Origin of the sequence: Deinococcus sp. KSM4-11, from assembly GCF_004801415.1 — a bacterium.
Taxonomy (GTDB): Bacteria; Deinococcota; Deinococci; order Deinococcales; family Deinococcaceae; genus Deinococcus.
On sequence record NZ_SSNX01000007.1, the window covers coordinates 57,565 to 76,977 of the forward strand.

The 19,413-nt window shown below is 69.2% G+C and carries 17 protein-coding genes and 1 tRNA gene; 3 read left to right on the plus strand and 15 right to left on the minus strand.

The window, feature by feature from the left end; all coding sequences use genetic code 11:
* Positions 1–13 precede the first annotated feature (13 nt).
* Genes tsaE through E7T09_RS17095 form a run of 4 tightly spaced genes read right to left on the minus strand, consistent with a single transcriptional unit; the run spans position 14 to position 4,858 of the window.
* A complete protein-coding gene (gene tsaE, locus E7T09_RS17080) occupies positions 14–457 on the minus strand; it encodes a tRNA (adenosine(37)-N6)-threonylcarbamoyltransferase complex ATPase subunit type 1 TsaE (protein ID WP_136390406.1) in 444 nt (147 codons plus the stop codon).
* Positions 458–507: 50 nt separating this feature from the next.
* The gene (locus E7T09_RS21995) at positions 508–2,529 is read right to left on the minus strand and encodes a hypothetical protein (protein ID WP_168734911.1); all 2,022 of its coding nucleotides are present in this window, start codon (positions 2,527–2,529) and stop codon (positions 508–510) included.
* Entirely contained in the window at positions 2,529–4,136 is a 1,608-nt protein-coding gene (locus E7T09_RS17090) for a hypothetical protein (protein ID WP_136390407.1), read from the minus strand. The genes E7T09_RS21995 and E7T09_RS17090 overlap by 1 nt, the downstream gene beginning before the upstream one ends.
* A complete protein-coding gene (locus E7T09_RS17095) occupies positions 4,133–4,858 on the minus strand; it encodes a roadblock/LC7 domain-containing protein (protein WP_136390408.1) in 726 nt (241 codons plus the stop codon). Before E7T09_RS17095 ends, E7T09_RS17090 begins: the two co-directional genes overlap by 4 nt.
* A gap of 185 nt (positions 4,859–5,043) precedes the next feature.
* Between E7T09_RS17095 and E7T09_RS17100 the strand changes: the two genes are divergently transcribed.
* Positions 5,044–5,120, plus strand: a tRNA-Arg gene (locus E7T09_RS17100).
* 145 nt (positions 5,121–5,265) lie between these two features.
* On the opposite strand, the gene E7T09_RS17105 is transcribed toward E7T09_RS17100, so the two are convergent.
* The 8 genes from E7T09_RS17105 to E7T09_RS17140 form a co-directional block, all read right to left on the minus strand.
* Entirely contained in the window at positions 5,266–5,553 is a 288-nt protein-coding gene (locus tag E7T09_RS17105) for a hypothetical protein (protein WP_136390409.1), read from the minus strand.
* Positions 5,554–5,675: 122 nt separating this feature from the next.
* Positions 5,676–7,421 carry an asparagine synthase-related protein gene (locus E7T09_RS17110; RefSeq protein WP_136390410.1) on the minus strand — a complete coding sequence of 582 codons (1,746 nt, stop codon included), beginning with the start codon at positions 7,419–7,421 and terminating at the stop codon, positions 5,676–5,678.
* A gap of 12 nt (positions 7,422–7,433) precedes the next feature.
* Entirely contained in the window at positions 7,434–8,057 is a 624-nt protein-coding gene (locus E7T09_RS17115; RefSeq protein WP_136390411.1) for a DUF1989 domain-containing protein, read from the minus strand.
* Complete coding sequence (gntA, locus tag E7T09_RS17120; protein WP_136390412.1) at positions 8,054–8,842, minus strand: guanitoxin biosynthesis heme-dependent pre-guanitoxin N-hydroxylase GntA; 789 nt, start codon at positions 8,840–8,842, stop codon at positions 8,054–8,056. The genes E7T09_RS17115 and gntA overlap by 4 nt, the downstream gene beginning before the upstream one ends.
* A gap of 419 nt (positions 8,843–9,261) precedes the next feature.
* Positions 9,262–10,116 (minus strand): hypothetical protein, encoded by an 855-nt coding sequence (locus tag E7T09_RS17125; RefSeq protein ID WP_136390413.1) that lies wholly within the window; start codon positions 10,114–10,116, stop codon positions 9,262–9,264.
* An 88-nt stretch (positions 10,117–10,204) separates the two neighbouring features.
* Positions 10,205–11,074, minus strand: coding sequence for a hypothetical protein (locus E7T09_RS17130; RefSeq protein WP_136390414.1), 870 nt, complete (start codon positions 11,072–11,074; stop codon positions 10,205–10,207).
* Between the two features lie 408 nt (positions 11,075–11,482).
* Positions 11,483–13,456: a transketolase gene (tkt, locus tag E7T09_RS17135; protein WP_136390415.1), complete on the minus strand. Its 1,974-nt coding sequence runs from the start codon at positions 13,454–13,456 to the stop codon at positions 11,483–11,485.
* Between the two features lie 42 nt (positions 13,457–13,498).
* Positions 13,499–13,927: a GntR family transcriptional regulator gene (locus E7T09_RS17140; RefSeq protein WP_136390416.1), complete on the minus strand. Its 429-nt coding sequence runs from the start codon at positions 13,925–13,927 to the stop codon at positions 13,499–13,501.
* Between the two features lie 366 nt (positions 13,928–14,293).
* Between E7T09_RS17140 and E7T09_RS17145 the strand changes: the two genes are divergently transcribed.
* Both E7T09_RS17145 and E7T09_RS17150 read left to right on the plus strand, forming a co-directional pair.
* Entirely contained in the window at positions 14,294–15,220 is a 927-nt protein-coding gene (locus tag E7T09_RS17145; protein WP_136390417.1) for a GNAT family N-acetyltransferase, read from the plus strand.
* Positions 15,221–15,325: 105 nt separating this feature from the next.
* Positions 15,326–16,363, plus strand: a complete 1,038-nt coding sequence (locus E7T09_RS17150) for a diguanylate cyclase (protein ID WP_136390418.1) — start codon at positions 15,326–15,328, stop codon at positions 16,361–16,363.
* Positions 16,364–16,381: 18 nt separating this feature from the next.
* Here E7T09_RS17150 and E7T09_RS17155 read toward each other — a convergent pair whose 3' ends face one another.
* The 3 genes from E7T09_RS17155 to E7T09_RS17165 are packed head-to-tail and all read right to left on the minus strand — an operon-like array spanning position 16,382 to position 19,400.
* On the minus strand, positions 16,382–16,873 hold the full coding sequence (locus tag E7T09_RS17155) for a hypothetical protein (protein ID WP_240741853.1): 492 nt from the start codon (positions 16,871–16,873) through the stop codon (positions 16,382–16,384).
* A gap of 41 nt (positions 16,874–16,914) precedes the next feature.
* On the minus strand, positions 16,915–18,087 hold the full coding sequence (locus E7T09_RS17160) for a DUF1501 domain-containing protein (RefSeq protein ID WP_136390419.1): 1,173 nt from the start codon (positions 18,085–18,087) through the stop codon (positions 16,915–16,917).
* A gap of 47 nt (positions 18,088–18,134) precedes the next feature.
* Complete coding sequence (locus E7T09_RS17165; protein ID WP_136390420.1) at positions 18,135–19,400, minus strand: DUF1800 family protein; 1,266 nt, start codon at positions 19,398–19,400, stop codon at positions 18,135–18,137.
* Positions 19,401–19,413 lie beyond the last annotated feature (13 nt).

Consider the following 19,413-nt stretch of genomic DNA (forward strand, 5'->3'; position numbering starts at 1 on the left):
GCGTGCCCGACATTCAGCGCCGCCGCGTGATGCGCCGCTCCCCGCCCTCGCCGTCCACATGCTCCAGGTGCAGGATCGGCGCGTCCGGCCAGTCCGCGTACAACGTCTCGCCCCACTCGATCACGCTCAGGCGGCTGCCCTCGACCAGGGCGTCCAGATCCATCTCGTACAGTTCCGCCGCGTCCCGTACGCGGTAGGCGTCCACATGCAGCACGTTCCCGGCCGGGGTGGGGTAGACGTGCATCAGCGCGTAGGTGGGGCTCGTGACCGTGTCCGTGAAGCCCAGCGCGGCGACCAGACCCTGGGTCAGGGTGGTCTTTCCGGCTCCCAGCTCACCATCCAGGAACAGCAGCGCGCCCGGCGGCAGGGCGGTGGCCAGCGCCGCGCCCAGCGCCCGCTGCGCGTCCTCACCCGCCAGCACCCGCACCTCGTTCACGGCCAGCGGAAACCCGTCCATGCGGCCAGTATGCCTGTTGGGATCGCCTCCGAGGAACGGCCGGTCTCAGGTCACGCGCCGTCCAGCCACGCGCCCGTGCGCTCGTCAAGCGCCTCCCAGTCCTCGGCGCGGCCCAGCCGCCAGCCGTCGTCGCTGCGCCGCGCAGACCACACGCTCATGGCATCGGCCATGTCCAGGCGCCTCAGGCCGAGCGTTTCCGCATGTGCCAGCAGCGCCGCCACCCCGGCCGCGCCAGGATCGGTCATTCCACTGCTGATCTGGCCTCCCCGCACCAGCCACGCATCCTCCGGAAGGGCCGGTGGCGTGGCCGTTTCGGGGGCCGCCGTGGATCGTGCCGGAGGCTCACCGAACTGGCCCAGGCCCGCTAGCAGATCACCGATCGATGCCGGAGCCTGCGGCTGTTCTCCAGGCGCACTGACCACCGGGGCGCTCGGGGGCACGGCGGTGGCCAGCGGGTCGGGCGCGTCTCCACCGTCCAGATTGAAGACGTCCAGCAGACCGCTCAGGGCATCCTGACCGAAGGTCGCCGTGACCTCCTGCGCCGCGCGGAACTCCGCCTGCGCCTCGGCCAGCAGCGCCTCGGCCTCGACCAGGGTCTGCCCGTAGCGGGCGCGCGCAGCGGCGCTCATGGTGCCCAGCCGCCGCTGCGCCCGCAGGCTGTCGGCCAGGCGGCCCAGCCGCTGGGTGGTCTCGCCCGCCAGGTGCCGCACGGACGCGTACTCATCGATGACCGTATCCGCGCGCACGTCGAAGGCGTCGCGTTCCAGCGCGGCCGCGCCCATGTGCCGTTCCAGCAGAGTCCACAGCGGGCCCAGATCCACATCCTCGCCCTGGGCGAAGCGGGCTTTGGCCTGCGCGATCAGCGGATCGAGTTCGACAAGCGAGGCCGGCAGCGCCCGCGCCGACCGTTCCAGATCCAGCAATTCCTGTTGCGTCGCGAGCCGGGCACCGTCCAAGTGGCCGCCGCCCAGCGTGTCCCGCGTGTCCCGCAGTTCCCGCAGGGAATCGGTGGCCAGGTTGCCCAACGCCAGGGTCTGCCGGGCCGCGTCCAGCAGGACGCGCACGCCCATGGCCAGTTCGCCGTCCACGGTGTGTGGGGCCAGCTGCTGTTCCAGCTCCGCGAATTCGGCGCGCTGCTCGGCCAGCACCTCGTCGCGCGCGCCCAGCAACTGCGCGCGCCACGCGTCCACGTCGGTCGTCGAGACGTGGCCCGACTGCTGCGCCTCCTGCCACTGCCGCTGCTGGGCCTGCAGCTCCGGGCGGGCGCTCAGCAGCGCCGCAAAGTCCCGTTCCAGCCCCGCGAGCTGCTGGGCGGCGTGCTCCTGTTCCAGCGCCAGCACCCGCGCTTGAACCTCCGGATCGAGCTCTGGCGGCGGGGCTCCCGTGCCGACCGTCTGAACCACCGACGATTCCAGCAGTTTACGCAGCGAGAAGGTCAGGTTCCGGGCGCGTTCCACCTCGGCCGGCAGGAGCGTGGCCTGCGACTGCGCCTCGTCGATCTGCCCGATCAGGGTCTCCAGACGCCGCACCTCACGGCTGCCCATGCCCTGCACCCGCGCGAAGGCAGCGCGCATCTCCGCAAGGTCCTGGGCCTGCGCCACGAGGCTCTCCTGCAGGCGGCGCTCCAGCTGAACGATCAGATCCTGGCCTTCCTGTACCAGCGCATTGACCTCGCGGCCCTGCTGTTCCTCCTGACGCGCGATGGCCAGCAGGCTGCGCAGGCGCTGCGTCTCGGGCCAGTCGAAGTACAGCGAGAATTTCCGCGCGCCGTCCTCCAGGCTTTGCAGGGAACTCACGGTCGCCACGGACGAATTCCGCTCCTGCGTGGTCTTCATCAGCTCGTTCAGCACTTCCGACACGCGCTTTTTCGCCAGAGGTGCCGGCACCGTCAGCTGCAGCCGCTTGAACACCTCCTTCTTGAGGATGTCCTCCAGGGCGGGGGCGTCGAGGTCAGCGGGGGTCAGGCCGCGCGCCTCGGCGGCATCCTGCAGGATGCGTTCGAGGGCGCGCGGTGAGACCAGATCCCCCAGCATCTGCAGGGGCAGCCGGCTCAGGCCGGGTGGGCCGGACATCACAGGTCCTCATCCCATTCCAGCCCGCTCTGCGTGGGGGTGCGGGATCCGGCCGGGCTGCCCATCAGCCCGAACTGCTGGCACAGCCCGCGGAACCCGAAGGACATCAGGCCGATAGCGACGGCACAGAACAGTGCCCAGAGCGGCAGTCCGTACGCGCCCTGCGACAGCGTGACGTTCACCGCGCCGCTCAATGCCCCCACGCCGGTCACGTCGCCCAGCGCGCCCAGCAGGCCGAACAGGCCCTCCAGGAACACCGGCAGCAGCAACAGGCCCATGCCGATCATCACGGCCCGCCAGTACGTGTTCCGTGCGCCGAACGCCAGGTTCAGCAGGTACAGCGGCACGGCGGCCAGCGCGGCCAGCAGCAGGAATACCAGCACCCGCATCCAGCCGCTGAACGACCGCGCCACGCCGGCCGACACCGAGTCCAGCGTGCTGGTCTCCCGACCAGCCGCCGCCGCTTCCAGGTTCGCCGTCTGCGCGATCAGGGCCTGCACGTCCGACACGCGCAGCGCCGAGCGGGACTGCGCGGCGGTCAGGTTGAATACCAGATCCGTGTAGCCTCGCGCGGTTCGCAGGGAGGCGGGCACTGCGGACAGCGCCTGCGTCGCCAGGGCCAGGTCAGCCCGGGCTGCCGTGTTGTCCCCGTGGCCGGCCGCCGCGAGGGCCCGGCCCAGCGCGGCGTACAGCGGCGCGGCGTCCACGGACTGCGTCACGGCCGTCTGGGGCGTGCTGCCCGCCGTGCTGCGCGCGCCACTGACCACGGCCGGTGTCCGCACCACCACAGCGGGCGTCGGCGTGGTGCCAGGTGTGACGCGCTGCGTCCCGGTGCGCGCCGCGAGGGCCTGGGGTTCCGGTCTCAGGGTCTTGACCAGCACCGCCGTGCCCTGCCGCAGCACGGTCAGAGATGCGGCCAGATCCGTCGTCTTCCCGGACGTGAGCTGCCGCAGCGCATCGCCGAACTGGGAGACCTGCAGGCCGCTGCTCCCGGCCGTGTCCTGCAGCACCGTGAACCAGCTGGTGGCCCGCGCCAGACTGACGTAGGACGCCGTCGTCCGCTCGGCCCGCGTGTCATTCAGGGACATCATCACGCGCGAGGCTGCCGCCCGCTGGAGTCGCCACGCGACCCGTTCCGGGTGACCCGCCTTGTTCTCCTGCATGACCGCCTTCGTGCCCTCCGGACTCAGCCCGAATTCTCGCGTGAGCAGCTGCAACTGCGCCGTGCCGTTTGCGGGGCCGGTGACCAGCTGCGCGAGCGTCTGGTCGTACAGGGCCTTGCGCATCAGGCCGCGCGCCAGCATGACCTGGGCCTCCAGTTCCGCCGGAGTTCGGCCCAGCGCCGCCCGCGAGCTCGACATGGCGTCGTCCAGCCCCGCCGCCAGCTGCCGATTGCGCAGCGTGGGCTTGAGTTGTGTGAGCGCCGTGCCCGCCGCGTCCAGCCGGGTCAGGGACGCCTGGGCCGACTGGGTGCGCACCCGTACCGCCTCATCCAGATTGCTGGCCAGTTGCTTGTATGCGCCCAGATCCTGTGCCCCGGCGGTGCCCACCAGCAGCGCGGCAACCAGCACGGGCACCCGAGTCCAACCCTGACGATTCCAGTTCATGCTGCCGCCTTCAACTGCTGGAGTTCCACGAGTAACCGTCCCACATTCGATTGAGAATTCACGATGACCGCCACGCAGTACGCGCCCAACGGACGCACGCACACCGTCCGGCCCCCCAGTTCTGCCGACAGGAGCCGCAGCGTTCGCTGCTGGAACAGCAAAGCACTCGCCGCCACCACCGCGCCCAGCCCCGGCGCCTCGCGGATGGCCCGGACGCGCAGCACCTCACCGTTCGCGCGGCACACCATCACGCCCTGCACGCCGCTGAGCCGCCCCAGCGCCTGAAGCAGGTCTTCCTGCCCCAGCGGTGAGTCCAGATCGTACGACTGTCCCGTCGAGGTCAGCGCGGAGTCCGGATCGTCGAACTCGAAATCGTCCACATCCAGGTCAAGCTGATCCCAACTGGTCGCCGTCGCGTCCGAATGCTCCTCCCACGATGCCGACGGCCCCGGCTGCGTGAACAGCGTCGGGGCCTTCACGTCCGTCGCCTCCAGCTGTCGGGACAACCCCAGCAGCTCCTGCCGCGCCCGGCCCTGCGGCAGAACCGTCGACAGCCGGGCCAGTAGCGGCCCGGACAGCACCCGCTGCATATCCGATCCCGTCACCGTATCGGGCGACAACCGCAGATCCCGCAGCGCCGTGCGCAGCATGCTCTCGGCCGCCCGATCCGAGACGAGTTTCCCGAGGGCGCGCACAATCATGGTGTAAACGGCGTTGGTCATGGCTAACCTCTGGCGAGTATAGAAAGCCCATGCTTACACTTTCCTCTCATCCTCACCGGGCCTGGGCTGAATGCTGCAGCTTATCCAACCCCGTCGCCCACCCCGCCACCGCCCTTTACCGTTCGCGCTCGCACGGCCCCTGATATACTCCCGGCTGCCCGCGCCTTCCGGAGCGGAATCCACCTGCACTCGTAGCTCAGCTGGATAGAGCGGCCCCCTCCTAAGGGGCAGGTCTCGCGTTCGAATCGCGACGGGTGCACCATGGTCAGCACGAGAAAACCCCCACTGGACTGGTGGGGGTTTGTGCGGTCTGGCGTAGTAATGGCGTAATGGCTTCAATTCAGCAGTGGCAGGCGTGAGGAACACCGCCGAAACCAAGCCGCTTAGAGTCCAGCCCGCTGGGCGAGCTACGACGCCCTGACGATCCTGTAACCGCTGCCTGACTTCACTGGCAGCGGCTCCGGCAGAACCGCCCCCACCTTTCGGGCGGCGTATTCCACGGTGGCGGCCTCCTGAAGATCCGGCAGGTCGTGGGGGTCGAGTTCGACGTCGATGCCACGGAACGCGACGGGATCCGGGTGGGCCTCGCGCACCGGCACGACCACGATCCCGCGCGAGTCGTCGAAGACCGCGCCGATGATCCGGTAGTCGGGGAACTGGTCTTGCAGCGTGGCTTTCAGGGAAGCGAAATTCATCCGGCAACCATAGGCAGGTTCAGATGAGTTCACTGTGACCATAAAGTGTTACCGGCCGCGTGCTCCACTCCACGCCGAGCGGCCGAGCCCGCCGGAACAGGGTGCCCGACATGGGAGGGTGATTACGCTGGTTCCGGAAGGCGAACCGGCGTGGTGGGAACCGGGAGCCGGGCGGCCGTCAGTTCGCGGAGCACCAGCACGCGGCGCAGGAAGGTCGCGGCGTCCACCGTCTTGCGGATGGGCGCTGGCCCCAGCACGCGCAGGCCCAGCGGGGTGCGGCGCAGGCGGCCCAGCGTCTGGCGCAGGTTGCCACGCCACTGGGTACCGCGTGGCGTGGGGGCCAGGTTCAGCAGCAGGGTCTGGATGACGTCCGGGGAGATCAGGTCGTCCAGCGGACTGGGCGTGGCCTGCACACTGTCCCAGATGTCGTCACGCTGCGCGATGAGTTCCAGCTTCCAATCTGCGACGTAGCCCAGGGAACGGGCCAGGGGCACCTGCATCAGCTGCGGGTCGAGGCGGCGCAGGGCGCGCCTGAACAGGGCCTTGCGGGCCAGGAGGGGCAGGGGCAGACCGAGCGTGAAGTCCAGCAGGGCGCCGTCCAGGTAGGGCGTGTGCACCTGTGCGGTGTGCCCGGCGAAGCGGTCACGCCAGGGCAGCAGGGAGTGCGCGACGTTCACGTCGAGCATCAGGGCCATTTCCAGCTCGTACCCGTCGAACGTCTGACCGGGAGCGGCGCCCGAGTGGGCGAGGACGCCGTCCAGGGTGGCGTGCCACTGGCTTTCCAGGGCACCGAAGGTGTCGCTGCTCAGCGACCCGCGCAGCCAGCCCAGCAGCTCGTAGGATGGCGGCACCTTCTGCCGCAGCAGCTGATCCGCCCGGCCGCCCAGGGGGTGGGAGTTGAAGTCGAAGGCATGGTCCCCCACGAACACGTCCGAGGGATTCAGGGCCGCGAACTCGGCCCAGGCGTCCGCCTCGTCGCACAGCGGGGCCGCGCCGCCGCTCCAGCTCACGTTCTGCTGCACGTTGTCCAGCACGCGGCCCCGGTAGGCGGTCAGGGCCGTGTGCTGCGCGCCGTACTGGGCGGCGAGCCGCTGCGCGATGGGCGCATCGCTGCCGGGGGTCAGGGTGCTCAGCGTGTACGACACAGTGCGGACAGCTCGACCTGGAGCGCTCATGAGACTGAGGAGCGCGCGGGAATCGTAGCCACCACTCAGCGACAGGTAGGGACGGTCGCCACTGGCGGCCAGGCGGCGGGTCACGGCGGCGCGCAGCAGGTGCACGAATTCCGCCTCCAGATCGGCCTCGCTGCGGCCCGCGTCCGGAGTGAAGGTGAGCGGCCAGTAATCGTGGGCACGGAAGGTGTCCACGGCCAGTTCGTGTACGCAGGCACGGCGCAGGCTGGTGACGCCCTCGTGCAGGGTCAGGCCGCCGATCAGGTTGCCCTTGATCAGCATGCTGCTCACGCCCGCCAGGCTGAGGGGCCGCTTTCGCAGTGGTGCCCAGTCGGCTCGGGTCGAGAGTGCGGCGTGAAGGCCGTCGTGGGCAGCGTACAGGGCCCGTGATCCCACCCGGTCCGTGATGGCCAGGATACGTCCCGCCCGGCCATCCAGCAGCAGGGCCGCGTAGTTGCCTTCCAGATGACGCGGGAAGTCCGGCCCATGGCGTTCGTAGGCGTCCAGCAGGGCGTCCGGCCCGGCACCGTACACGCAGCCCTTGATGACGGCCCGCAGTTCCGAGCCGGGCCGCGTGACGACCGTGGCGTCCCCGGCCTCCAGGGAGACCAGCCACGCGCCGCAGCGCACGCCGCCCTGGGCGGCCGCATGTGGCGCGTCGACGCGGGTGAAGGTGGCGGTGAAGTCCTGTGCCATGGTCAGCGGCTCCTAAGCGTCACGAGGGGTTCCGGCCGGAATGATCCGGTAGTCGATGGGCTTGAAGGTGCCGCCATTGCTGCCCTCGGCGGAACACGCGGTCAGGCCGACGATCAGGTTCATCTCGGCGCGCAGTTCCAGCCGCTGCCCGGCCGTGGAGATTGGGGGCGCGATGTTCACCCGGCCGCGCTCGTCCACGAGGACATTCATGAAGATGTTCAGCGTGGTGGGAATCCGGTCCGGCTGGATGCCGTAGGGTGCCAGAGCCTGCACCAGATTGGAAAAGCAGCTGGGATGGCCGTCGGCCGTGCCGGGCGGGTACAGGATCTCGAAGGTCTCGGTAGAGCAGGGCGTGAGCAGGAAATCGTGGCGACCCACGTCGTCGCGCTCCAGCGTGAACATCGGCCGGCTGCGGTTGGAATACAGGACGTGCCCGGTACTCAGGTAGATGGTCTCGTTGTAATCGAAGGTGCGGCCGGACGACAGCCACTCGTCCGGCTGGTCGGCGGCGAAGGCCATCAGGTCCGAGACCTGCTCTCCATACGCGTCGATCACGACCAGCACGTCTCCCCGGCTGAGGGTGAACCCGGCGCCACTCTGCGGCGGGATGCGGTGGGTTGGGATGTCCAGGGTCATCGGCTGCCCTCCTTGTCTCCGTGTCCGAACGGGCAGCGGGCGGGGGGCAGTTCCGGAAAGGGAGCCACCCAGTCCGGCTCGACGGGCCGTCCGGAGTACTGCCGCGCTTCGGACGCCTCGCCATAATTCGCCAGGTTGGGATTCAGGCTGCCCTGCAACAGCAGTTCGCGGCGCCGGATGGCGTGTTGCAGGGGCATGAACCGTCCGGTTTCACGCAGGTGCCGGAATTGCCGGTGGGCGTTGAAGACCAGGGCGGGATACGCGAAGCTGCGGGCCACGCGGCTGCTGTGCGGGTGCAGGCCGATGACGAAGAAACCGCGTCCGTTGAAGGAAAACCCGAAGTTCGGATCGGTGGGGTCTGCCTTGACCTCGGCGCTGTATGGGTGGGGATCGAGCGCGTGCAGGGCGCGCAGCTGCGCCCACAGCTGGGTCTCGAAGCTCAGCTCGTCGGGCGGGGGAGAACCCCGGAACACGGCGATCATGGACGTGAAGCCGCTGGTCATGGCGTCCTGGTCGGCGCAGAACTGCGCGAGGTCGCGGGCCAGATCGAGCGAGGCGGGCTTGCTGCCCAGGGCGCCATAACAGGCCAGGGCGTAGGCGCTGGTGTTCACGGTGGCACGGGCCGCCAGGCAGGAGAAGTCCGGCGCCAGGATCTTGCGGTGCAGCGTGGCCTGCACACGGCGGGCGAAGGGCGTGACTGGATGTCGGCCCGCTTGCAGGGTGCCACCGCGTACCAGGTGGTACGAACTGGCCTGACGGGATGTGATGGCTTGCGACTCTGTCATTGCACACTCCGGCGGACGGGGGACGTCGGGCACGTGCCTGCTCCGACGCCGTCTCAACTCTCCAGCGTTTCTAAGAAAAACCTTAGTGGGAAAGTTCATATTCGGGAACCCGCTGATGGGGTGGTCAGTTGCGGGTCTGTGCAGTACAGAGTGGAAAAATAGTCGTCCAGAATGGAAGAAATGCCATCCGGTGCTTTCATGCCCCCGTTGGCGGGGACTGGTGGGGGCATCGAATCCATGAGAAAGGTAAAGCTGCGGCGGTCTGTGATTTCCGACACTGGCGCGCCGTGTCGAACCTGCGGGTAGCTCTGTTTCCGGACACGTTGCCGCTCGCGCCGGGGAGCGATTCGACGTCCAGATCACGCCGAGGAGTCCAGCAAAAGCCCTGCGCCAGGCAGGGCTTTTGCTTTCCTGGACGGTTACCAGGGTCGGGGACTGCCGCAGTAGTAGCCGGGACCGTTGATGAAGCGTTGTGACGATCTCTGGTTCGCATCGGCCTGCGCGGCCTGCCGCACGGAGGTGCTCACCCAGTCCTTGGCGTCGTCGACCACATCGCACAGGAATTCGACCTGCACCTGGTTGGGCGAGTGGAAGCGGCTGGCGGTGCCGTTGTTCTGGTACATCGCGCCGAAGGCGTAGGCGCCGACGCCGTGGAAGTAGAAGTAGTCGCAGAAGTTCGCCACGGTGCAGTTGCCCTGCGCGGCGCGGTGGCCGCCGTAGGTGCCGTTGCTGTAGTGGTACTTCTTCATCCAGGCGTGCCACCCCTCGTGCATGAAGTCACCGGCGCGGCTGCCCGGGTTGGCGTTCGCGGAGGCGGGGTTGTACAGCAGGCAGGAGGTCTGCACGCGGCCGCTGTTGGGGTCATACGAGCCGAAGATGGTCGTGTCGTCGGTGGGCGCGTGGTAGATGGACTGGTGGAAGTTGCTGGAGGCCGCCTCCGCCGTCTGGCGGTAGTCGGTGGTGCCGTGGAACTGGTGGGCGAGGTTGTCGGTCAGGCCGTAGGTAACGAGGTACGCGGCGTTCCAGAGTTTCGGGTACTCCAGGTTCACGTTGCAGGCATCGTTCCAGCCGCGTCCGGCCCAGTCGCTGCCGCGTGCGTCGTACGCGCGGTATTGCCACAGGTAGTAGGCCTGCCAGCAGCCGTGCGTGTTCCACAGGCTGCGGTCGGCGGTGCTGGCTCCAGATTGCACACACACGGCCAGCGAACTGGTGAACATAGAGAACATCAGGGCGATCAGGTAACCGAGGATTTTCAGGCTGCGGACGGCGATCATCGGGCGCTCCTTGTGTGGGGTGGGTGGGGCGATCCATTGCTGGACGGACGCTGGTTCGGGGCTGTGCGGGCCTCAGCCATGGGAAGGCTCAGTAGCCCGGAGGCGAACCGGGATCGGCCCTGTCCGGCTGATCCTTGCCGACGTCCTCCCCGGCTGGGGGATCTGGCGCGGCGAGTTCCGGGTGGAGATGCAGGAAGGCGGTCAGTTTCGCGTTGAAGGATTCGCCGGACTCCCCGATATCCCGGATGGGCCGATCTACGAAGGCCTGTTCGCCCTTCTGCACGTAGCGTTGCAGCAGCTGGCGGTTGTCCGGGTTGTTGTAGAGGTACGCGGTGATCGCGGCGGCCCGCACGATCCGTGAGGGGTGCTGCGCCACCAGGGTGAGTACCGCCTGGGTGCCGGATTCGCTGCCCATGTACGCGAGGCCCTCGGCTGCCTTGGCCTGCAGGGTGCCCAGCGCGGTCTGCTCGGGGTTCTCGCCCTCGAAGCCGGGTTCGGTGCTGGCGGCGGGGAAGGGCAGGTTCACGAAGCGGATCAGACCCTGTTCCCCCACCGGATTGCGGAGTTCCCCGAGCACCGACAGGGCGACCAGGGCGCGGCTGTGATCCGTCTTCTGGGCGCTGAACACGGCGTCGACCAGGGCCTGGGCCACGGCGTCGTTCGCGCGGGCCGCCTCGATGGCCGCCCGGCCCTCCTCGCGCTGCGAGAGGCGGGAGTCGGCGGCCCAGTCGATGAACTTCGCCACGGCCGCCGTCGCCTCTCCGGCCGTGACATCCAGGGCGGGTACCGCGACCACCGGGCGGTTCACCACGCTGGGTGATTTCTCCGCGTTCTGCTGTGTGGCTGGCCCCGTCGAGGCCGGCTGACTGGGAGACGAGCACGCGAGCAGGCTGACGGACAGCGCCAGCGCCGCGCAGGCCAGGCGGAGAGGACGGGCATGAAGGTGGGCTCTGGTCATGGTCAGCTCCTGAGGACTCCGGGGGCGACCCCACGCGGACGGCGCAGGGGCAGAGCGGGCCGCCACCCTGCGCGCAGGGCAGTGGCGTGCGGGCACGGCACGACGCGGGTAACGCCGCGTGCGGGTCGTGCGGGTGGCGGTTCGGCCCGGTGTCCGGCGTGTCGTCACGGCCGGAAACCACGGGCGGTCGTGCGGGCAATACGCGGCTCACCCCCCCGGGTGGCCGGTCAGTGCAGTCCGGTGCTGCCGTCCGTGTGGAGGCGCCGTGACTGCGGTCTTGGGGGGAGCATGCGCCGGGGGCCATGATCGGGCCATGATCGTTTCCGGGTGTGGGTCGCGCGGGGCAGAGCCGAACCACAGAAGAACCCCCTCTCCGGTGCCGGAGAGGGGGCGGGGCGCAGGGTCTGGTTACAGGACGCTCTTGACGACCTTCGTGACGTTCTCGACAGTGAAGCCGAACTTCTCGAACAGCACCTTCGCGGGCGCGGACGCCCCGAAGCTTTCCATGCCGATCACGGGGCCACCCTGCGTCCACTCGTACCACGGCCCCTTGCTGGCGGCCTCGATGGCGACGCGTTTCACGCCGGGCGTGAGGATGGAGTCGCGGTAGGCCTGATCCTGCGTGCGGAAGACCTCCATGCATGGCATGGAGACCACGCGGGTTCCCACGCCCTCGGCGTTCAGGGCCTTGGCGGCCTCGATGGCGAGGCTGACCTCGGAGCCCGACGCGATCAGGATGATCTGGGCGTTCCCGCCCTCGGCATCCTGCACGACATAGGCGCCCTTTTTCACGCCGGCGTGGTTGCGGGGCAGGATCGGCAGGTCCTGGCGCGACAGGGCCAGCGCGGTGGGGCCCTTGTCGTACTCCAGGGCCATGGCCCACGCGGCGGCCGTCTCGTTCGCGTCGGCGGGCCGGATCACGTGCGCGCCCGGCACCGCACGCAGCATGGCGAGCTGGTCGATGGGCTGGTGCGTGGGGCCGTCCTCGCCCAGCCCAATCGAGTCGTGCGTGAGGACGTACGTGACCGGCTGCATCTGGATGGCGCTCAGGCGGAAGGCGGGCTTGAGGTAATCCGCGAACACCAGGAAGGTGCCGACCAGGGGACGCAGGCCGCCGTAGAGGCTCAGGCCGTTGCCGGCGGCGGCCATGCCGAACTCGCGCACGCCGAAGTACACGTTGCGCCCACCGTAGGTGTCGTGGTTCAGCACGCCGCCGTCCGTGATGGTCGTTTTGGTGCTGCCGGACAGGTCGGCGCTGCCGCCCATCAGGCCGGGAATCGCCCTGGCGAGGGCGTTGATGACCTCGCCGCTGGCGTTGCGGGTCGCCATGGCCTTGCCGCCGACCTCGTAGCTGGGGAGCACCTCACCCAGGTTGGCGGGCAGGTCGCGGGCGAGCAGCGCGTCCACTTCCTTGCCGAGCTCTGGGTGCGCGGCGCGGTAGCCGTCCATCAGGGTGTTCCAGTCGGCTTCCAGCTTTGCACCGCGTTCGGTGGCGTCCATGTGGGCAGCGACATCGTCGGGCACCGTGAAGGCCGGGTAGTCCCAGCCCAGGGCCTTCTTGGTCTCGGCCACGGCCGCCTCGCCCAGCGCCTCGCCGTGGGCCTTGCTGGTGCCGGCCTTGGGGCTGGCGTAGCCGATCACGGTGCGCACCTGGATCAGCGTGGGCTGCGAGGTGTTGTTCTTCGCGACGGTCAGCGCCTGGCGGATCTCAGCCAAGTTGTTGCCGTCCTCGACGCGCAGCACCTCCCAGCCGTAGGCGCGGTAGCGTTCGGCGGTGTCCTCCGACTCGGCCTTGTCGGTGGCGGTGTCGAGCTGCACCTGGTTGTCGTCGTGCAGCCAGATCAGCTTGCCGAGCTTGAGGTGCCCGGCCAGCGCGGCGGATTCGTGGTTCACGCCCTCCTGCAGGTCACCGTCGCCCAGGATCGAGTACACGTGGTTGTCGAAGATCTTGAAGCCCTCTTTGTTGTAGCGGGCGGCCAGGTGCGCCTCGGCCATGGCCATGCCGACCGACATGGCCGCGCCCTGCCCGAGGGGGCCGGTGGTGGCGTCCAGGCCGGGCGTGTGGAAGAACTCCGGGTGGCCGGGCGTCTTGCTGCCCCACTGCCGGAAGTTCTTCAGTTCCGAGAGGGGCATGTCGTAGCCGGTCAGGTGTAGTAGGGAGTAGATCAGCATGCTGGCGTGTCCGGCCGACAGCACGAAACGGTCGCGTCCGGCCCACTGCGGATGCTTCGGGTTGAAGCGCAGGAACTCCTGCCAGACGACGTAGGCCATGGGAGCGGCGCCCAGCGGTGCGCCGGGGTGACCGCTGTTGGCGGCCTGAACCCCGTCGATGGACAGCGTGCGGATGGTGTTGACACTCAGCTGCGGCACGTCGGTTGACATGCCGGTATCCTACCCTGATTCAGATTGGTGTACAGGGTACACTTATAGACCGGAATCTTGACCGTTGTGCTCCTGCCTGGCTCCCAGCACCTCATCCAGTGCGGTTCTGAGCCGGTCGCCCTCGATGCCGGCGGCCAGCAGGTCGTGGGTATGCTGCCGCCAGCGCTCCAGGGCTTCGCGGTGATGCAGACCGCCGGCCCACGCGGCGGCCGCGACCGTAGTGCCCGCCCCGGCGCGGTTCTCGGTGACACCCTCGTGGCGCAGGGCCGTGTAGGCCTTCGCCACGGTGTTCACCGCGAGGTTCAGCTCGGCGGCCAGGGCGCGCACCGTCGGCAGCGGATCGCCGGGCCGCAGCAGGCCGCGCTCGATGGCGTGAACCAGCCCTCCCCGTACCTGGGCGTACAGCGGCACGGCGCTGGACGGGTCGAGGCCGGATTTCAGGGTGTCCAGCAGTTCGTCGGCTCGGGTCATGGTGCGTCTGACCATGGACGCTGGGCCGGGCCCTGTCAAGGCGACCGCGCCCGCCCGGCACGGGCGCGCCCCCACCGTGATGGGGCGGGGGCGCGGGGTGGGTCTGGCTTGGGGCTTCTCAGTCCCTCCGGTTCGAACTGCGAACACACCACGGCGCTCTCGTTCCGGTGACAGCATAATACGCCCGGTGCGTAATCATGTCAACCCCATCTGTGAATGCCGCCTGAGTACGAATAGTGAGCGGGATCAAAATTCAGCGTCGAGCAGAGCTAAGCCTGCTTCCAGCAGAGCGTATATACAGCGGCTCCGCCATCATGCCTACCCGCCCGATTCGCCTTGCGCTGCGCCGTCCTGCACCATGACTCCATGACCACTCCCTTTCAGCATCCCGAGGACACGCCGTTGACGCTACGCCCCTTCCAGAACGCCGACGCGGAAGCCGTCGCCGCGCTCGTCACGGCCGGAATGCGCGGCCACTGGACGTACCGACCGGAGCAGTTCTGCGAGAGTACGGATCCGCAGTACCGCCGTCTGGTCGCGCTGCACGGCGACCACATCGTCGCCACCGCCCACCTGTTCCCCTTCGGGCCCGCCACCCCGGACGCCCTGCGCCTTGACCTGGCGGGCGACGGCGTGGCCTTCACGCCGCTGTACCTGGCGCTGCTGGCCGGGCTTCCGGCTGGGTTCACGCGCATGCTTGGCGTGACCCGCGAGGACTTTCCCGAGACCATGGGGTTCTTCCACGCGGCGGGCTTCCGCAACGCCTGGCAGTCGTGGGGCGCCCACCTGGATCTGGCGGCCTTCGACCCGGCACCGTTCCAGCCGCTGGAGGAACGCCTGTTCCTGAGTGGGTATGAAACGCAGCAGCTGGACGACGAAGCGCCGGGCAGCGACTGGGACGTCCTGCACCAGCTGCACCAGTTGGGCCTGCGTGACGCCCCGCGCAATCCCACCACGACGCCGGAGCCTCTGACCCGCGACGGCCTGCGGGAGACCATCCGGCGCGGAGAGGCGGCCTTCGTGACCCGCTGGCGTGGCCAGATCATCGCCAGCACCCGCCTGAGCGTGGAGGGGACGGAGGTCGAGAGCGAGCAGACCGTCACGCATCCGGAGCACCGAGCGCACGGCGTGGCCACGGCCCTCAAGGCACACGCCCTCGGCTGGGCCCGGGCGGCGGGCTACACGCACGCCGGCACCGGGGGCACCGTGCTGAACCTGCCCATGCTGCGCGTCAACGCCCGGCTCGGGTACCACCCCAGCCCCCTGTGGATCACCTGGGAACGCCTGGCCTGACCCCGCCGGTGCGGAGGCCCACCCCCCTGTCTCCCCCCGGTGTGCCCGGCCAGGGTGCCCACATCGACGGCCCTGGCCGGGTTCTCAGGCCCTATCCTGAGAGGCATGTCGGTGGAGGCTCCACCCGAGCAGCCCCTCGATCGCACCCGGCGCAGGAGCTACATCCTGATCTGCCTGGGCGCTCTCCTAACCTTCGCCTCGCTCGCCCTGATGACCCACGGCGCGCCCTCTGAACCGTACGCCATCGGCGCGGGGATCACGCTGGCCCTGCTGGTGGCCGCCCTGATGCCCCGGCTCACCGCCTCCCGGATGGACGCGTTGTTCGGCTGGTGCTCCGACCTCGGGGCCATCCTGTGCATCTGGGTCGTGGCGCACAACGCCGGGCCGTTCAGCGCGCAGAGCCTGCTGATCCTGAGTATCTTCCTGGTCGTCTGGTTCGGGGTGCTGACCAGTCGGGCCGCCATCGTCCGGGCAGTGCTGCTGGTCGCTGCGGTCGCCCTGATCGGAGCGCTGAGACACCCGGCTGAGCCCACGCCCGTCGCGTGCTTCGCGTTCCTGGCCCTGCTGATCGGGCAGATGACCTCCAGCGGCCGGATCATCCGCGAGGAACTCAGCGAGAAGGCCCACTACGCGAACCTCGCCATGACCGACATGCTCACCGGACTCCTGAACCGCCGGGCCCTGCACGGCGCCTTGAACGCCCATTACGCTGGCCCCCGCAGCCGCCGGGGTGGAGTGGGCGTGCTGCTGCTCGACCTCGACCACTTCAAGAGCATCAACGACAACTACGGGCATGACGTGGGCGACAGCGTGCTCCAGCATGTCGCGGCGGTCCTGCGCGCCTGCGCCGGCCCGGAGGATCAAGTGGCCCGCTGGGGCGGCGAGGAATTCCTGATGCTGACGGTCGCGGCGGATCGCGCCGACCTCGAAGAGCGGGCCACGCAGATCATCCGCACGCTGCGCGCCATCCACAGCGGCCTGCCGCCCGTGACCGTCAGCGTGGGGATCGCGCACACCAGCGAGGCGCCGGACGTGGACAGCCTGCTGCGCCTTGCGGACCGCCGCCTGTACCGCGCCAAGCGCGGTGGCCGCGACCGTCTGAACAAGGACACCCTGGTTCACCTGCCGGATCAGCTGTTCTGACGACTGGGAACGGGGCGGTCAGCGTTTCGGCTGGGGTGGCGCGTAGCGCGTCACTCCCCCCGCCTGTTCGAACGCGGCCTTCAACTCGGGCAGGGGCGTGGCGGGAACGCTGTGCGGATCGCCGGGCAGCGTGTGGGCATACACCTCCAGCGCGTCCGGGTAGCCGTCGCCATCGGCGTCCTGATCGGCCCGGAGCACGGCGTACAGCAGCTCCGGGAATTTCGCCCTGCCTCCGGCCTGCGCGTCGGCCAGGAACGCCGTCCGGATGCTCTCGCCGAAGGGATTCCACGGGGCTCCACCCTCGTCCTTCACGTGGCAGAAGGTGCAGGCCATGACGCGCCGGTCGTATTCCCACAGCGGGTTGCCCTGGTCGTAATGCAGCTGCGGGATCGCCTGCAACCGGAACCGGGGCATGGCCAGCGCGGCAGGCAGGAACAGGATGACCAGCGCGGCCAGCACGCCCGGCAGCGCGCGGGTACACCGCTCACGGCGCGCTCCGGCTGACCTCATGCCGGGCAACCTCGGTTCCGGCTGGACGGTGCCTTCCGGGCTCACGCCACCCACGCTGGCCCCGTGAACTCCCCGTTCAGGATGCCGCGCGCGTCGAGCTTCAGCCACTTCGTCAGGGCCTCGGCGTACACGCCCCGGAAGTCCTGCCGGTACTTGATGTCGCCCTCCGACAGGTCTTCCAGATCCGGGCTGCTGCCGTGCACGCCGCCCTTGACGCCCTGCCCCAGCGCGAACATCACGCTCCCCTTGCCGTGGTCGGTGCCCGCCGAATCGTTTTCCGCCACCCGGCGACCGAACTCGGAGAAACCCATCACGATCACGTCATCGGCCAGTCCCTGCTTCTCCAGATCGGCGTGGAAGGCAGCCAGCCCGCCCGCCAGGGTGGCCAGCAGGTCGTCCTGCTCCCCCCGCTGCCCGGCATGCGTGTCGAAACTGCCCAGCGACAGGTACAGCACCCGCTGTCCCACGCCCGCCGCGATCAGCCGCGCGGTGTCGCGCAGCTGGGCCGCGAAGGGCGTGTCTGGATACGCCGCGCCCGCCCTGTACTTCTGAACATTGCGCTGCACGCGCGCCGTGTTGGTCATCATCTGCCGCGTGGCGCGCACCAGGTACTCGGCCTCACCGCTGCGGGGCACGCCCAGCAGCTGGTGGAAGGCGTCGTCCAGGCCGCCCGGCAACTTGAGCTGGAAACTGTCCACGCTGGCAATACTGGGCAGGCTGAAGTCCCGCGCGATCAGGGCCTGCGGCGTGGCGGTGCCGATGTTGCTGGCACAGAAGGGATCGCCGATGGTGTCCGCGATCCGCCCTATCCAGCCCTCCGCCTGCGCCTGCGCGGGATCTGCCGTGTGCCAGATGGCCATGCTGGCAAAATGGCTGCGGTTCGGGTTCGGGTAACCCACGTTCTCAATCCACGCGAACGTCCCGGCGTCCCACAGCGGCATCAGCGGCTTCAGCGAGGGGTGCATGCCCAGGTCGCCGCTCAGGGTCAGCACGTCCTTTTTCGGAATGGCGATGTTCGGCCGCGCGGCGTAGTACGCGCCGTTCGAGTACGGAATCAGCGTGTTCAGCCCGTCGTTCCCGCCCGTGAGCTGGATGACCACCAGGGTCTTGCTGCCGCCCGCCTGCGTGGCGGCGCGGGCCAGGAAGCCGGGCATGCCGCTGGTCGCGGCGACGGCCAGAGCGGACAGTTTCAGGAAATCGCGTCGGTTCGTCATGGATGACCTCGGAAGGAAGCAGGAGGAACAGCCAGTGCTGTCCCCGTTCAGGCGAGCTGGAATTCAGGGCTGATCAGCGACAGGTACGTGCGCTGGCGCGGGTTCAGGCCACTCAGGGCACCGGCTACGGCGGGGCGTTCGCTGCCCAGCAGCGCGAGGTCGCCGGGAGCCCGGATCAGGTCGGGAGCGGTCTTGCCGAGGGTCAGGGCGGCGGCCAGCTGGATTCGCAACAGCAGGGTGGAGTCGTTGATCCACTCGCGGCCCCCGTCCCAGCCCTTCACAGATGGCGGGTGCAGCAGCTGCTGGCCCATACGCTGCGCGGCCTGACTGAGGTTCACCACGGCCTTCGGCTCCAGTTCCGGTTGCCCCAGGATCCGCACGGCCGCCACCGCGTACTCGACCGGGGAGCGCACGATCCGGCTCCGGCTGGCGTAGAAGACCTGGCTGGAGAGCAGCTCGGCCAGTACCGCGCCCACGTTGCCCCCGGTGCGCTGCCAGGTCTGGGCACTGCCCTGCACGGCAGCCTCGTCGGGCACGTCGCTCACGAAGGCGCGGTGCAGTTTGCGCGACACGAACACGGCCGTCTGCGGGTGCGAGGCGGCCATCCGGACGATGTCCTCGGGAGTGAAGTTCCCCGACTGACCCAGGTAGGTCTTGCGGCCGTCGTCGTGCTGGCGCGGGGTGGCGACGAATGCCTGCGGCTCCAGATAGTGCTTGTTGCCGCGTCCGCCTGTGAAGGTCCAGCCGCTCAGAGCGCGGGCACCCTCGTGCACGTCCTGCTCGGTGTAGTGCCCGATCCCGGTCGTGAACAGTTCCAGCAGCTCGCGGCTGAAGTTCTCGTTGGGTTTGCCCTTCCTGTTCTGGTCGTTGTCCAGGTAACGCAGCATGGCCGGGGTCTGGGCGACCGCCAGCGCGAACTGCGGAAAGCTGGCCGTCGCCGCGTGCGCGCGCAGCACCGTCAGGTAGCCGGTCAGCGCCGAGAGGTTCTTGACCTTGTCGGTGCCGATCACGAAGTGGTTGCTCCAGGTCAGGGCGAGCTTCTCGCGCAATGGGTGCGGGCCGTAGATCAGCTCGTACAGCCACGCGGCGCGGTTCAGCTGCTCCGCCGCACCGAAGGTCGCCCCGGTTCGCGGATCGAAGGGGTTGGAGGGTGCCAGCGACTGGTCGAAGGCCAGCGCCTCGCGGGCCACCTCTGCCGCCGGGCGGCCGGTGAGTGCCCGGATGCGGGCCTCGGTCGCGCCGAAGGCGGTGCGGCGCAGGAAATGGGCGGCGTCCTCGGCCGAGAGGCTGGTCTGGTAGGGGGTCAGGGTCATGGATCTCCTCGGG

Excerpts from the sequence above, each read along its gene's own strand:
- E7T09_RS17155 (WP_240741853.1), bottom strand. The coding sequence starts at position 16,873 with ATGAGGTCAGCCGGAGCGCGCCGTGAGCGGTGTACCCGCGCGCTGCCG.
- E7T09_RS17160 (WP_136390419.1), bottom strand. The coding sequence starts at position 18,087 with ATGACGAACCGACGCGATTTCCTGAAACTGTCCGCTCTGGCCGTCGCC.
- E7T09_RS17105 (WP_136390409.1), bottom strand. The coding sequence starts at position 5,553 with ATGAATTTCGCTTCCCTGAAAGCCACGCTGCAAGACCAGTTCCCCGAC.
- E7T09_RS17115 (WP_136390411.1), bottom strand. The coding sequence starts at position 8,057 with ATGACCCTGGACATCCCAACCCACCGCATCCCGCCGCAGAGTGGCGCC.
- E7T09_RS17110 (WP_136390410.1), bottom strand. The coding sequence starts at position 7,421 with ATGGCACAGGACTTCACCGCCACCTTCACCCGCGTCGACGCGCCACAT.
- tkt (WP_136390415.1), bottom strand. The coding sequence starts at position 13,456 with ATGTCAACCGACGTGCCGCAGCTGAGTGTCAACACCATCCGCACGCTG.
- E7T09_RS17090 (WP_136390407.1), bottom strand. The coding sequence starts at position 4,136 with ATGAACTGGAATCGTCAGGGTTGGACTCGGGTGCCCGTGCTGGTTGCC.
- E7T09_RS21995 (WP_168734911.1), bottom strand. The coding sequence starts at position 2,529 with ATGTCCGGCCCACCCGGCCTGAGCCGGCTGCCCCTGCAGATGCTGGGG.
- E7T09_RS17140 (WP_136390416.1), bottom strand. The coding sequence starts at position 13,927 with ATGACCCGAGCCGACGAACTGCTGGACACCCTGAAATCCGGCCTCGAC.
- E7T09_RS17145 (WP_136390417.1), top strand. The coding sequence starts at position 14,294 with ATGACCACTCCCTTTCAGCATCCCGAGGACACGCCGTTGACGCTACGC.
- tsaE (WP_136390406.1), bottom strand. The coding sequence starts at position 457 with ATGGACGGGTTTCCGCTGGCCGTGAACGAGGTGCGGGTGCTGGCGGGT.
- E7T09_RS17130 (WP_136390414.1), bottom strand. The coding sequence starts at position 11,074 with ATGACCAGAGCCCACCTTCATGCCCGTCCTCTCCGCCTGGCCTGCGCG.
- E7T09_RS17095 (WP_136390408.1), bottom strand. The coding sequence starts at position 4,858 with ATGACCAACGCCGTTTACACCATGATTGTGCGCGCCCTCGGGAAACTC.
- E7T09_RS17165 (WP_136390420.1), bottom strand. The coding sequence starts at position 19,400 with ATGACCCTGACCCCCTACCAGACCAGCCTCTCGGCCGAGGACGCCGCC.
- E7T09_RS17125 (WP_136390413.1), bottom strand. The coding sequence starts at position 10,116 with ATGATCGCCGTCCGCAGCCTGAAAATCCTCGGTTACCTGATCGCCCTG.
- gntA (WP_136390412.1), bottom strand. The coding sequence starts at position 8,842 with ATGACAGAGTCGCAAGCCATCACATCCCGTCAGGCCAGTTCGTACCAC.
- E7T09_RS17150 (WP_136390418.1), top strand. The coding sequence starts at position 15,326 with ATGTCGGTGGAGGCTCCACCCGAGCAGCCCCTCGATCGCACCCGGCGC.